The organism is Streptomyces malaysiensis subsp. malaysiensis, assembly GCF_040653035.1.
Classification (GTDB): domain Bacteria; phylum Actinomycetota; class Actinomycetes; order Streptomycetales; family Streptomycetaceae; genus Streptomyces; species Streptomyces malaysiensis.
In genome coordinates, this window is the sequence record NZ_JBEZNG010000018.1 from 1 (window position 1) to 16,005 (window position 16,005).

Below are 16,005 nucleotides of genomic sequence, written 5' to 3' on the forward strand. Positions count from 1 at the left end.
ATCACACCCGCCACACCCGCAGCCGCCTGCGTATGACCGATGTTCGACTTCACCGCCCCCAACCACAACGGCCAACCCTCCACCGCCCGCTCCTGGCCATACGTCGCAAGCAACGCCTGCGCCTCAATCGGGTCACCCAGCGTCGTCCCCGTACCATGCGCCTCCACCGCATCCACCTCAGCGGCCGACAACCGAGCACTCTCCAACGCCGCCCGAATCACCCGCTGCTGCGACGGACCATTCGGCGCCGACAACCCATTCGACGCACCATCCTGATTCACCGCCGAACCACGCACCACCGCCAACACCCGATGACCACTCCGCCGCGCATCCGACAACCGCTCCAGCAACAGCATTCCGACGCCCTCGGCCCAGCCGGTACCGTCCGCGGCCCCCGCGAAGGGCTTGCAGCGCCCGTCCGGGGCCAGTCCGCGCTGACGGCTGAACTCGACGAACGCGACCGGGCGGGCCATGACCGTCGCGCCACCCGCGAGGGCCAGCGAGCACTCGCCCTGCCGCAGCGCCTGTGCGGCCCAATGCAGCGCCACCAAGGATGACGAGCATGCCGTGTCCACGGTCACCGCCGGGCCCTCGAAGCCGAAGGTGTAGGAGATACGCCCCGAGGCCACGCTTCCGGCGTTGCCGGTCATGAGATAGCCCTCGGCGGCCTCGCCGGCCTGGTGCACCGCATCGCCGTAGTCGTGGTAGGTCAGCCCGCAGAAGACGCCGGTCTGGCTGCCGCGCACCGAGGCCGGGTCGATACCAGCCCGCTCCAGCGCCTCCCACGACGTCTCCAGCAACAACCGCTGCTGCGGATCCATCGCCAACGCCTCACGCGGCGAAATACCGAAGAACTCCGGATCGAACTCACCCGCGTCATAGAGGAAACCACCCTCACGCGCATACGCCGTGCCCCGGTGATCAGGATCCGGGTGATACAGACCCTCCAGGTCCCAACCACGATCGTCGGGCAACCCCGAGATCGCGTCCCCACCGCTGATGAGCAGTTGCCACAGCTCTTCGGGCGTACGCACACCGCCCGGGAAGCGGCAGCCCATTCCGACGATGGCGATCGGCTCGTCGTCGGTCGTGTCCTTGCGCACCGACGGCGTGGCCCGGGCCCGGTCGACGGCCGAGGCCCCGGCCTGTTCGGAGCCCATCACCTCGCCGAGGATGTGGCGGGCGACGGCGATCGGTGTCGGATAGTCGAAGACCAGCGTGGCCGGAAGCCGAAGCCCGGTGCCGGCGTTGAGGCGGTTGCGCAGCTCGACCGCGGTGAGCGAGTCGAAGCCGATCTCGCTGAACGCACGGTCGGGAGCGATCGCGTCCGATTCCGTATGGCCGAGCACGGCTCCCGCATGCTCGGTCACCAGTTCCAGCAGGACGTTCTCCCGCTCGGACGGGGGCAGTCCCGTGAGACGCCGTACGAGGGCGGTGGCACCGTCCTGGCCCTCGGCAGTGGCGTCGATCACTCGGCGGGCCGGGGCGCCGATGAGGTGGCGCAGCAGTGCGGGTGTGGTGCCGGGACGGGCGTGTTCGCGGAGCACCGCGACGTCCATGCGCGTCGGCACCAACAGGGCGTCACCGGCCGTGTGTGCCGCGTCGAAGAGGGCCAGCCCCTCGTCGGCGGACAGCGGGGTCATCCCGAACCGGGCCATCCGGGCCATGTCGACCTCGCCCAAGTGGCCGGTCATATCGCTGCGTTCGGCCCAGAAGCCCCAGGCCAACGACACCCCCGCAAGCCCACGCGCCCGACGACGCGCCGCCAGAGCATCCAGGAACATGTTCGCCGCCGCATAATTCCCCTGCCCCGCCGCACCGAAGGTCGCAGCCGCCGACGAGAACACCACAAACGCCGACAGATCCAGGCCGCGCGTCAACTCATCCAGATGCACCGCCGCATCCACCTTCGGCCGCAACACCGCGTCCATGCGCTCCGGCGTCAACGACTCGACCAGACCGTCATCCAGCACACCGGCCGCATGCACCACACCACGCAACGGACGATCCACCGGAATACGCGCAAGCACACCGGCCAACGCCTCACGATCCGCGACATCACACGCCTCGAACACCACGTGTGCGCCGATTTCGGTGAGCTCGGCCTCCAGCTCCGCGGCACCCGCCGCGTCGCGGCCGCGTCGCGACACCAGCACCACGCTGCGCACCCCATGGCGGGCGACCACATGACGCGCCACCAGCCCACCCAGTACACCGCTGGCGCCCGTGATCAGTACCGAACCGTCGGGCTCCCACACCAGCTCGCGCTGAGACGCCACGGGAACCAGGGCCCGGGTCAGCCTGGGGGCGGACAGACCTCCCCCACGCACGGCGATCTGAGGCTCTCCGGTGGCCACCGCCGCACCGATCGCCTCGGCGGCCCACTCCAGGCTCTCCAGATCCACCAGCATGAATCGGTCCGGATGTTCGGCCTGCGCCGAGCGCACCAAACCCCAGACCGTGGCGGCCGCCGCATCCGGCACATCCTCGTCCGGCACGGCCGCCACCGCACCGCGCGTCACCACCACCAGTCGCGCGTCGGCGCACCGCGCGTCGGCCAGCCATGCCTGGAGCGCGTCCAGTGCGCGATGCGTCGCCTGGTGTGCCACGGACACGAGGTCGCCTCCCGCCTCGACGGTGTCGGTGGCCGAGGCGGTGAGGAACGGCAGGAGCACGAGGTCGGGGACGGCCGTGGCCGATGCGTCGGACCGGAGCAGTGCGCCCATGTCGTCGTACTCGTCGATCCGGCCCCCGCCGGATTCGAGTGCGGTGCGCAGCTCCGCGCCGTCAGGGCCGACGACCGTCCAGTGGGACCGGTCCGGCTCGGCCCCGGATGAGCCTGCCGGGACGCTCATCCACTCCACCCGGAACAGTGACTCATGGGGCATCCGGCCCCCGGTGAGCTGCTCCGCCGTGAAGGTACGGGTCACCATCGCGGCCACGTCGGCCACCGCGTGGCCCGATTCGTCCGCCAGCAGGATCGACACACCGTCGTTCCGTTCCGGCTCCGTGGCGAGCCGTACGCGCAGGGTCGTCGCGCCGGTGGCGTACAAGGACATCCCGGTCCAGCGGTACGGGAGCCGGACGCGGCCGCCGCCGTCGTCGGCCGCCAGATCGGCCACGGCGTGCAGGGCCGCGTCGAGCAGCACCGGATGCAGACCGAAGCGGCCGGCGTCCGAGCGCATGTCCTCCGCCAACGCCACCTCGGCAAAGATCTCCTCACCGCGACGCCACGCATGGCGCAGGGCCTGGAAGGCGGGTCCGTACTCCACTCCGCCGAGCGCGGCCGCGCTCGGATACCGTGCGGCGATATCGATCGGCTCGGCGTCCGCCGGTGGCCACTGACCGAGCCCGGTTTCCGTCGGCATGGTGGGCCCCTCCGTGATCAGCACACCGGTGGCATGGTGCGTCCACGGCAGGTCGGCGGGCCCGTCCTCGAAGCGCGAGTAGAGGTTCACGGTGCGTCGTCCGGAGTCGTCCGGGCTCCCGACCGTCACTTGCAGCTGAACGGCGCCGCGCTCGGGAAGGGCGAGGGGCGTTTCCTGTGTCAGCTCCCCCAGGTGGGCGCAGCCGACCGCGTCACCGGCTCGCAGCGCCAACTCGACCAGGGCGGACCCAGGGAGCAGCGCGGTGCCGTGGATGGTGTGATCGGCCAGCCAGGGGTGCGACCTGAGGGAGAGCCGACCGGTGAACAGATGTCCGCCGGACTCGGGCAGCGCGACCGCCGCGCCGAGCAGGGGGTGGTCCGCGGAGACCAGCCCGGCCGAGGACACATCGCCCGCCACCGCCGAAGGCTCGACCCAATAGCGCTGGTGCTGGAAGGCGTACGTCGGCAGATCGACGCGCTTTGCCGTCGTATCCGCGAACACCCCAGGCCAGTCGACGGACGCGCCGCCCACGTACGCCTCGGCCAAGGAGGTGGCGAAGCGGTCGAGACCGCCTTCGTCGCGGCGCAGCGACCCGACAGCCGTGACCCGGGTGCCGTGGTCCTCGGCGGTCTGCTCCACACCCATCGTCAGGACGGGGTGTGCGCTGGCCTCGATGAACGTATCGAAGCCGTCAGCCAGCAAGGCGCGGACGGTCTCGTCGAAACGCACGGTCTGACGCAGATTGCGGTACCAGTACCCGGCGTCCAACGCGGTCGTATCCAGCACCCCACCGGTCACCGTCGAATAGAACGGCACCGACGACGACCGAGGGCTGATCCCCGCGAGCTCTCGCAGCAACTCGTCCTCGATGGCTTCGACATGGGCGCTGTGGGAGGCGTAATCCACAGGGATACGGCGTGCCCGGATCCCATCGCCCTCGCATACGGCCAGCAGCTCGTCCAGGGCGTCGGCATCGCCGGAAACCACGACCACCGAGGGTCCGTTGACTGCCGCCACCGACAGCCGCTCGCCCCAACGGACCAGCCGCTCCCGCACCATCTCCACGGGCAGCGACACCGACACCATGCCGCCACGACCCGACAACGCCCGCAACGCCCTGCTCCGCAACGCCACCACCCTCGCGGCGTCCTCCAACGACAACGCACCCGCCACACCCGCCGCCGCGATCTCACCCTGCGAATGCCCAATAACAGCAGCAGGCTCGACACCGTACGAACGCCACAACTCCGCCAACGACACCATCACCGCGAACAGAGCGGGCTGCACCACATCCACCCGCTCCAACACGGCCGCAGCACCCTCACCACCCCGCAACACATCCCCGAGCGACCACTCCACAAACGGCGCCAACGCCGCCGCACACTCACCCACCCGCTCCGCGAACACCGGCGAAGACTCCAACAATCCCGCCGCCATCCCCACCCACTGCGACCCCTGACCAGGGAAGACCAACACCGCACGACCATCAGCACCGGCCATGCCCCGGATCAACCCCGAGGCGTCCCGGCCCTCCGCGAGCGCGGCCACACCGTCGACCAGTCCATCCCGGTCCCCGGCCAGCACCACCGCACGGTGCTCGAACGCACTGCGCGTCGTCGCCAGCGACAGCCCGACGTCCTCGGCCGAGAGCTCCGCCCGCGCACGCACATGGGCCAGCAGCCGGTCCGCCTGGGTGCGCAGCGCGGCCTCGGACTTGCCCGACACCAGCCATGGGGTGCCGGGTATCCGCCCCACCCCGCCGACCGGCCCGTCCACCATGGGCCGCTCGGGCTCCGGATCCCGCGGCGGAGCCTGTTCGAGGATGATGTGGGCGTTGGTGCCACTGACGCCGAAGGAGGACACGCCCGCCCGCCGCAACCGACCGGTCTCGGGCCATGGCGTGGCCTCGGCCAGCAGTTGGACGGTGCCGGGCGACCAGTCCACGTACGGGCTGGGCTCGTCCACGTTCGGCATCCCGGGCAGCAGACCGTGCCGCATGGCCAGCACCATCTTGATCAGACCCGCCACGCCGGCGGCCGCCTGGGTGTGCCCGATGTTGGACTTGATGGACCCCAGCCACAGGGGCTGGTCGTCGGTGTGTTCACGCCCGTACGTGGCGAGCAGTGCCTGCGCCTCGATCGGATCGCCCAGCGTCGTACCCGTACCGTGTGCCTCCACGACATCGACCTGCCCGGCCGTGAGCCCGGCGTTGGCCAGCGCCTGACGGATCACCCGCTGCTGGGACGGCCCATTGGGCGCGGTGAGGCCGTTGCTGGCACCGTCCTGGTTGACGGCGGAGCCACGTACCACCGCCAGCACCTCATGGCCGTTGCGGCGCGCGTCCGACAGCCGTTCCAGCAGCAGCATGCCCACGCCTTCACCCCAGGCCGTGCCGTCGGCGGCGGCCGCGAACGGCTTGCACCGGCCGTCGGGCGCCAGGCCCCGCTGGCGGCTGAACTCGACGAAGCCACGCGGGGAGACCATCACCGAAACGCCACCGGCGAGCGCGAGAGAGCACTCACCCTGCCGCAGCGACTGTGCCGCCAGGTGCAGCGCCACCAGCGACGACGAGCAGGCGGTGTCCACCGTGACCGCCGGGCCCTCGAAGCCGAAGGTGTAGGAGATGCGACCGGAGACGACGCTGGCCGCGTTTCCGGTGGCCACATAGCCCTCGGTGGTCTCGGGGGCACGGTCGAGCAGGGACACGTACTCCTGGCCGTTGGTGCCCATGAACACGCCGGTACGGCTGCCGCGCACCGTTTCGGGGTCGATTCCGGCCCGTTCCCACAGCTCCCACGACGTTTCCAGCAGCAGCCGCTGTTGCGGGTCCATGGCCAGCGCCTCGCGTGGCGAGATGCCGAAGAAGGACGCGTCGAAGCCGCTCACCTCGGAGAGGAACGCACCCTCGCGTACGTAGCTCTTGCCGAGCGCGTCCGGGTCCGTGTCGTACAGTCCGTCGAGGTCCCAGCCACGGTCCGTGGGGAAGGCCGAGACGGCGTCCTCTCCGGCCGCCAGCAGCCGCCACAGGTCTTCGGCGGAGCGTACGTCGCCGGGGAAGCGGCAGCTCATCGAGACGATCGCGATCGGATCATCCGTCGCGGTGGACTCGGTCGTGGCCACGTCGGCGGTCGCGCCGTCCGTCTGCTGGTGGCTGCCGAGCAGTTCGGTGAGCAGATATCCGGCGAGCGCGGTCGGTGTGGGGTAGTCGAAGACCAGGGTGGCCGGGAATTGGACGCCCGTGGCCTCGCTGAGCTGGTTGCGCAGGCCCACCGCGGTCAGGGAGTCGAAGCCGATCTCCATGAAGGCGCGGCCGGGCCCGATGGCGTCCACACCGCTGTGCCCGAGTACGGCGGCCACATGGGCACGCACGAGCTCCAGCAGGCTTCGCTGGCGTTCGGCTCCGGACAGTGCCTCCAGCCGGCGGACGAGCGCCGAAGACCCCTCGATGTAGGGCGTTTCGGTGTCGCCCGGCCGGGTGGCCGCGGCCAGCTTCCGGACTTCCGGGACTCCGCTGAGCAGCCGGGAAAGCCGCCGCGCCTCGAAGGTATCGGCGAAACGCTCCCAGTCGGCGTCGACAACGGCGAGTGCGGCGTCCGAGTGGGTGATGGCGCGCTCCAGCGCCGCCAGAGCGAGCCGTGGATCCATCGCGGTCATGCCATTGCGCCGGATGGTGCGGCTGACTTCGGCGCTGCTGACGGCCATGCCGTTGTCGGCCCAGGGTCCCCACGCCACCGAAGTGGCCGGCAACCCCGCACCACGCCGCCACTCCGCCAACGCATCCAACACCGCATTCGCCGCCGCATAATTCGCCTGCCCAGCCGCACCCACCACCCCCGAAAACGACGAAAACAACACAAACGCCGAAAGACCCAACTCACACGTCAACTCATGCAGATGCCACGCCGCCTCCGACTTCGCCCGCAACACACCCTCGAACCGCCCCACCGACAGCCCGTCCAGCACCCCGTCATCGAGGACACCCGCCGTATGCACCACCGCCGTCAGCGGAAACTCCACCGGCACCCGGGCCAACACCCCGGCCAACGCCTCACGATCACCCACATCACACGCCACCACCGTCACCCGAACACCCACCCCACGCAGCTCAGCACACAACTCATCCACACCCTCAGCCCCAGGACCACGACGCGAAACAAGCAACAGATGCTCCGCACCCAAACCCGCCAACCACCGCGCCACATGCCCACCCAACGCACCCGTACCACCCGTCACCAACACCGTCCCCGACGGCACCCACCCCCCAACGGTGCTTCCGCCCACCGACGCCCGGACAACACGACGCCCAAACACCCCCGACGCCCGCACCGCCACCTCAACCTCACCCACACGACCACTCACCACGCCCACCAGACGATCCGCCACCCGCGCATCCCACACCTCGGGCAGGTCCAGCAGACCGCCCCACCGCTCCGGCACCTCCAACCCGGCCACCCGGCCCAGCCCCCACACCGCCGCCTGCTCCACCTCGCGCACGTTCTCGGAACCAGACACAGCGACCGCGCCGCGCGTCACGGACCACACCGGAGCGGCCACACCCACATCGCCCACCGCCTGCACCAGCGACAGCGTCAATGCCACGCCCAGGGGCACCGACCGGTACTGGTCATGTCGGCCCTCGGCAAGCGCCAGCAGGGACAACACCCCTGTGACATCGGTCGTTTCGGACCCGGCCAGCGCCTCGCGCAGCCGCGCCGCCACCGCCTCACGGTCGGTGTCATCGGGCCCCAGCTCGACCTTCACCGGCCACACACCACGCCCGGTGAGGGCATCCGCACATGCCGATACCCATGGGTCGGCGGCCATCCCCGCGGGGACCGCCAGCAGCCACGGCCCCGTCAGCGTCCCCGCCCCATCGGACACCGGCGACCACGACACGCGGTAGCGCCACCCGTCCACCGTGGCGCGCTCACGACCACGGCGACGCCAGGACGAGAGCACCGGCAGCACCGCCGCGAGCGATTCGCCGGCGCCGCTTTCGTCCGTCACCGCCAGCGTGTCCGTGAGCGCGGGCAGATCCTCACGCTCCACCGCGTCCCAGAACTCGGCGTCCACGGCATCCGCGCTCCCCGTCTCAGCCGTCGAGACGGACGACTCCAGCCAGAAGTGCTCCCGCTGGAAGGGGTACGTGGGCAGCTCGACGGGCCGGGGTCCCGCAGGTGCCAGCTGGGCGGCCCAGTCCACGGAGCGGCCCCGCACATGGATCTGCGCCAGCCCCTCCATGACCGAGGCGGTCTCTTCTCGACCGGTGCGGAGAACAGGGGCGAATACGGCGTCCGGGACGCACTCCTGCCCCATCCCGGAAAGGACTCCGTCCGGGCCCAACTCCAGGTAGGTGACCGCTCCTTGTCCGGCCAGGGTCTGCACCCCATCGGCGAAGCGCACGGTCTCGCGGACATGCCGCACCCAGTATTCGGCCGAGCACAGCGTTTCGGCATCCGCCACCCCGCCCGTCACGTTCGATACGACGGGGATGCGCGGGGGCGCGTACGACAGTCCCTCCGCCACCTGCCGGAACTCCGCCAGCATCGGCTCCATCAACGGCGAATGGAAGGCATGCGAAACACGCAGCCGCTTCGTCTTGACGCCCTCGGCCTCCAGCAGCCCAGCGACCTCCATCACCGCGTCTTCCACACCGGAGATCACGGTCGAGCGCGGACCGTTGACCGCCGCCACACTCACCTCGGCCTCACAACCGGCCAACAACGGCAGGACATCCGCCTCGGCGGCCTGCACCGACACCATCACCCCACCCGACGGCAGCTGCTGCATCAACCGCCCACGAGCCGCCACCAACACACACGCGTCTTCAAGCGACAACACACCCGCCACATACGCCGCCACCAACTCACCAATCGAATGCCCCGCTACGAAATCCGGCCGCACACCCCACGACTCGACCAGCCGGAACAGCGCCACCTCCACCGCGAACAACCCACACTGCGTAAACCCGGTCTCATCCAACACATCCGTGTCCGCATCCCCGAACACCACATCCCGCAGCGGGCGCGCCAACTCCATGTCGAACAGCGCACACACCTCGTCAAACGCGTCGGCGAACACCGGGAACGCCTCATACAGCTCCCGGCCCATCCCGACCCGCTGACTGCCCTGCCCCGAGAACAACACCGCCAACTTCCCCGGCAGCACCGAACCCCGCACCACACCAGCCGCCGGAACGCCCTCCACCAGCGCCCCCAACCCAGCGGCGAACCCCTCACCGTCACCCGCCAGCACCACCGCCCGCTCTTCAAGGGCCGACCGGGTCGTGGCCAGCGACAACGCCACATCGGCCACCGACGCCTCCGCCCCGGCCTCACCCCGGGCGTAGGACAGCAACCGCTCCGCCTGCGCCCGCAGCGCACCCTCGGACTTCGCCGACACCACCCACGGCACCAGCCCCGGCTCCTCGGGGCCCTCGGTCACAGGCCCGGCGACCGGCTGCTCCTCCGGAAGGTGTTCCAGGATCACGTGTGCGTTGGTGCCGCTGATACCGAACGACGACACCCCCGCACGCCGCGGACGATCCGCGTCCGGCCACTCCACCTCGTCCGTCAGCAGCTCCACCGCGCCCGCCGACCAGTCCACATGCGGCGAGGGCTCATCAACATGCAGCGTCCTCGGCAAAACCCCGTGCCGCATCGCCAGCACCATCTTCATCACACCGGCCACACCCGCGGCGGCCTGCGTATGACCGATGTTCGACTTGATCGAGCCCAGCCACAGCGGCCGGTCCTCGGCTGTCCGCTCCTGGCCGTACGTCGCGAGCAGCGCCTGCGCCTCGATGGGATCGCCCAGCTTCGTCCCCGTACCGTGCGCCTCCACCGCGTCCACCTCGGCGGCCGACAGGCGGGCGCTCTCCAGCGCCGCCCGGATCACCCGCTGCTGGGAGGGGCCGTTCGGCGCCGTCAGACCGTTCGACGCGCCGTCCTGGTTGACCGCGCTGCCCCGTACCACCGCCAGCACCCGGTGCCCGTTGCGCCGTGCGTCGGACAGCCGCTCCAGCAGCAGCACACCGACGCCCTCCGCGAGCCCCATTCCGTCCGCGGCCCCCGCGAACGCCTTGCAGCGGCCGTCGAGCGCCAGGCCCCGCTGGCGGCTGAAGCCGATGAGGGCGCCGGGGTTCGGCATGACGGCGACCCCACCGGCGAGCGCCAGCGAGCACTCCCCGTTCCGCAGTGCCTGGGCCGCCAGGTGCAGCGCCACCAGCGACGACGAGCACGCGGTGTCCACCGTCACCGCGGGGCCCTCGAAGCCGTAGGCGTATGCGACGCGTCCGGACACCACGCTGGCCGCGCTGCCCGTCATCAGGTGGCCTTCGGAGCCCTCGGGCGCCTCGTGCACTCGCGGTCCGTACTCCTGGTAGTTGGAGCCGATGAAGACGCCGGTGCGGCTGCCGCGCAGCGCGAGCGCCGGCACACCGGCGCGCTCGAAGGCTTCCCATGAAGTTTCCAGCAGCAGCCGCTGCTGGGGGTCCATCGCCAGCGCCTCACGCGGCGAAATACCGAAGAACGCCGGGTCGAACTCGCCCGCGCCGTAGAGGAATCCGCCCTCGCGTACATACGTCCTGCCGGGCGCGTCCGGGTCCGGGTCGTAGATGCCCTCGATGTCCCAGCCCCGGTCGGTGGGCAGTCCGCCGATCGCGTCACCACCGGACACGATCAGCTGCCACAGCTCCTCGGGGGAGGCCACTCCGCCCGGGTAGCGGCAGCTCATCGCCACGATGGCGATGGGGTCGTCGTCGGAGTCCGCGGGCACGGCCCGGGGCACCGCCACCCCGGCCGCCGTGTTCGTGAGGGCGGGGACGTCGGCCTCGCCGTCGGTCGCCGCCCCCGTCAGCTCGGTGAGGATGTGCTCGCTCAGTACGGCGGTGCTGGGGTAGTCGAAGGCCAGCGTGGCGGGCAGGCGCAGCCCGGTGGCGGCGTTCAGCCGGTTGCGCAGCTCGACGGCGGTCAGCGAGTCGAATCCGAGGTCCTTGAAGGCTCGTTCGGAGTCCACCGCGTCCGAGGTGGCGTGGCCCAGGACGGCCATCACCTGCGCGCGCACCAGTTCCAGGACGGTGTGCTCACGCTCGGTGGGGGTCAGTCCGGCCAGCCGCTGCCGCAGGCCCGAGGAGGCGTCGGCCGAGGCGTTCGCGATCGCCGCGTCGCCGTCGGTGCCCTCCTGAATGCGTCGCATCGCGGGCAGTTCGTCCAGCAGCGGGCTGGGGCGGGCGGAGGTGAAGACCGGGATGAAGCTGTCCCAGTCGATATCGGCGATCGCCAGGTGGGTCTGGTCGTGGTCGAGTGTCTGCCGCAGTGCGGCGACGCCGAGCGCGGGGTCCATGAACCGCAGTCCGCGCCGCCGCAACTGGTCCAGGTCCAGGGCCTCGGGCATGTTGTCGCCGGTGGCGTCCCACACTCCCCAGGCCACCGAGGTGGCCGACAGGCCGTTCGCCCGCCGTCGCTCCGCGAGCGCGTCCAGGTAGGCGTTTGCGGCGGCGTACGCGCCGTGGTCGCCCACGCCCCACAGCCCGGAGACCGAGGAGAACAGCACGAAGGCGTCCAGCGGGGTGTCGCCCAGCAACTCGTCCAGATGGGCCGCGCCCGCCACTTTCGCGTCCATGACCTGGGCGAACTCCGCCGAAGTCGTGGCGCCCAGCCCGGCCAGGTCGATATGGGCCGCGGCATGGATGACGGCGGTCAGCGGCTGGTCGTCCGGTATGGCCGCGAGGACGCGCTGGAGCGCGGCGCGGTCGGCCACATCGCAGGCGGCGACGGTGACCGGGGTGCCCTGTTCGGCGAGTTCGGCGACCAGGTCTTCCGCGCCGGGGGCCGCCGGCCCACGACGGCTGGTCAGCACCAGGTGTTCGGCGCCGTTGTGCGCCAGCCACCGGGCCAGATGGGTGCCGAGGGCACCGGTGCCACCGGTGATGAGGACCGTGCCACGGGGCTTCCAGGCGCGCCGCGCGGGGGTGTTCCCGAGGGGCGCGGGTTCGAGCCGGCGCAGCATCACGCCCGAGCCGCGGATCGCGACCTGGTCCTCGGGGCCACCGGCCGCGAGTACTCCGGCGAGCCGGGTCCCGGCCCGGGTGTCCATGGTCCGCGGCAGGTCGATCAGCCCGCCCCAGCTGTCCGGGTACTCCACTCCGGCCACCCGGCCCAGGCCCCACACCGCGGCCTGGGCGGGGCTGGTGAGCGGGTCGGAGCTGCCGATGGACACCGCGCCCCGGGTGGCGCACCACAGCGGTGCCCGGACACCGAGGTCGGCGAGGGCCTGGATCAGCGCGAGGGTCAGGGTCAGGCCGGTGGTGGCCACCGGATGTGCGGGATAGGGGCGCTCGTCCAGCGGCAGCAGCGACAGCACCCCGGACAACGTGTTCAGCGGGTGGTCGGCGGTGGCGGCGCGCAGCCGCTCGGCCACCGTGGCGCGGTCCGCGTCGTCTTCGCCCAGTTCGACGAGGACGACATCGGCGCCGTGTCCGGCGAGTGCCTCGCGGGAGGCCGTGACCAGCGGGTCGCCGGTACGGGAGCCGGGTGCCAGCAGCAGCCATGGCCCCGTGAGCGAGGGGGCCGGGGTGCCGCTCGTGGGGCGCCAGATCACACGGTAGCGCCACTCGTCCACGGTCGATTCGGAGCGCCGCTGACGGCGCCACTGTGCGAGGGCTGGCAGGACGGTGCCCAACGAGGTGTGCTGCTCGGTGGATTCGACCTGGAGGGTTGCGGCCAGCGCCTCGGCGTCCTCGCGCTCCACGGCCTGCCAGAAGTGCGCGTCCGCGGCGTCTTCGGCCGAGGTGCCGTCGATGGGACGCGCCGTGGTGGCCGAGGTGAGCCAGTAGCGCTGGTGCTGGAAGGCGTAGGTGGGCAGGTCGACGGGGTGCGCACCGGTCCCGGCGAAAACCTTCCGCCAGTCGACGGCGATGCCGCCGACGTGCGCCTCGGCCAGGGAGGTCAGGAAGCGTTCCGGCCCGCCTTCGTCGCGGCGCAGCGAACCGATGGCCGCCACCTCAGTGCCGTGGTCGTCGGCCGTCTGCTCGATGCCCATGGTCAGCACCGGATGCGCGCTGGCCTCCACGAACGTCTGGAAGCCCTCGTCGAGAAGCACCCGTACGGTGTCGTCGAAACGCACGGTCCCGCGGAGGTTGCGGTACCAGTAGCCGGCGTCCAGCTCCGTGGTGTCCAGCACACCGCCGGTCACCGTCGAGTAGAACGGCACCGAGGAGGGTCGCGGGGCGATCCCGGCGAGGGTGCGCCGGATCTCGTCCTCGAGGCTCTCGACGTGGGCGGAGTGCGAGGCGTAGTCGACGGGGATGCGGCGCGCCCGGATCTCCTCCGCCTCACAGGCGGTCAGCAGCTCGTCCAGCGCGTCGGCGTCGCCGGAGACCACGGCCGCCGAGGGGCCGTTCACCGCCGCCACCGACAGCCGCTCACCCCATGCGGCGATCCGCTCCCGTACGCGTTCCACGGGCAGCGACACCGAGGCCATGCCGCCGCGCCCGGACAGCGCCCGCAGCGCCTTGCTCCGCAACGCCACGACGCGTGCGGCGTCCTCCAGGGAGAGCGCCCCGGCGACACACGCGGCGGCGATCTCGCCCTGTGAGTGGCCGATGACGGCCGCGGGCTCGACTCCGTACGAGCGCCACAGCTCCGCCAGCGAGACCATCACCGCGAACAGGGCGGGCTGCACCACATCCACCCGCTCCAACGCGGCCGCGGCGCTCTCCCCGCCGCGCAACACGTCCACGAGTGACCAGTCCACATGCGGGGCCAGGGCCGCCGCACACTCACCGATCCGCCGGGCGAACACCGGGGAAGAATCCAGCAGCCCGGCTGCCATCCCCACCCACTGCGAGCCCTGGCCGGGAAAGACGAAGGCGACTCCGGCGCTGCGCCTGGCGACGCCTTCGACCAGCCCGGAGGTCGCCCGGCCCGCGAGGTGATCGGCCAGGGTACGTACCGCGTCCGCACGGTCGGATGCCAGCACGACCGCACGGTGGTCGAAGGCGGTCCGTGCGGTGGCGAGGGAGAGTCCGATGTCCCCTGCCGTGACCTCCGGGTGCTGCTCCGCGTGGTCCAGCAGCCGCGTGGCCTGGGCGCTCAGCGCCGCCTCTGACTTGCCCGACAGCGGCCAGGGGACGAGCGGCAGCACCGTCCGGGGCGCCTCCGCCGACTCCGCCACGTCCGTGCCGGAGGTGGCATCGGTGGCGGCCGGTGGTGGCGCCTGCTCGATGATGGCGTGGGCGTTGGTGCCGCTGATGCCGAATGAGGACACCCCGGCCCGGCGCGGTTCCTCACCTTCGGGCCATGGGGTGGCCTCGGTGAGGAGTTCGACGGTGCCCGCAGTCCAGTCCACATGCGGGGACGGCTCGTCGATGTGCAAGGTGCGGGGCAGCACACCGTGCCGCATCGCCAGCACCATCTTCATCACACCGGCCACACCGGCCGCCGCCTGCGTATGCCCGATGTTCGACTTGACCGACCCCAGCAGCAGCGGTTGGTCCGCGGTGCGCTCACGGCCGTAGGTGGCCAGCAGGGCCTGGGCCTCGATCGGGTCGCCCAGTTTCGTACCCGTCCCGTGTGCCTCCACGGCGTCGACCTGCCCGGCCGTGAGCCCGGCATTGGCCAGCGCCTGACGGATCACCCGCTGCTGGGACGGCCCGTTGGGCGCGGACAGCGCGCTGCTCGCACCGTCCTGATTGGTCGCCGTGCCACGGACGACGGCCAGCACGGGGTGCCCGTTGCGGTGTGCGTCGGAGAGCCGCTCCAGGAAGAGCATGCCCGCGCCTTCGGCGGGCCCGAAACCGTCGGCCGCCGCCGCGAAGGGCTTGCACCGGCCGTCCGGTGCGAGTCCGCGCTGCCGGCTGAAGCCGATGAAGGTGCCGGGTGTGGCCATGACGGTGACACCACCGGCCAGGGCGAGGGAGCACTCCCCCTGCCGCAGGGCCTGTACGGCCAGGTGCAGGGCGACCAGCGACGAGGAGCACGCGGTGTCCACCGTGACGGCCGGGCCCTCCAGGCCCAGGCTGTAGGCCACGCGCCCGGACACCACGCTGATGGCGCTGCCGGTCACCAGATGGCCCTCGACACCGTCGGTGGCCTCGTGCACCCGCGGCCCGTAGTCGGGGGCCACGGCCCCGACGAAGACGCCGGACCGGCTGCCCCGGAGCGAGTCCGGATCGATGCCCGCCCGCTCGATGGCCTCCCACGAGGTCTCCAGCAGCAACCGCTGCTGGGGGTCCATCGCCAGCGCCTCACGTGGCGAGATCCCGAAGAAGGAGGGATCGAAGTCGCCGACGTCGTGCAGGAATCCGCCCTCGCGCGCATAGGAGGTGCCCGGCCGGTCGGGGTCCGCGTCGTAGAGCGAGCCGAGGTCCCAGCCGCGGTCCTCGGGGAACGCCGTGATGGCGTCCTCGGCCCCGCTCAGCAGCCGCCAGAACTCCTCGGGGGAACGCACCCCGCCGGGGAAGCGGCAGCTCATCCCGACGATCGCGATCGGCTCGCGGGCCGCGGACTCCACGTCCTGAAGGCGCTGCCGCGTCTGGTGCAGATCAGCCGTCACCCGCCGGAGGTAGCCGAGCAGCTTTTCTTGTTCCGACATCAGAACCTCTCGGGGTCGCGCTTCGGGAGCGGGGTGGTCGGCG

1 protein-coding gene is annotated in these 16,005 nt (G+C 71.4%); it reads right to left on the reverse strand.

Features of this window, described 5'->3' with window-relative positions:
• On the reverse strand, positions 1-15,962 hold a 15,962-nt coding region (locus AB0E24_RS29880; protein ID WP_359381600.1), incomplete at its 3' end, for a type I polyketide synthase.
• Positions 15,963-16,005 lie beyond the last annotated feature (43 nt).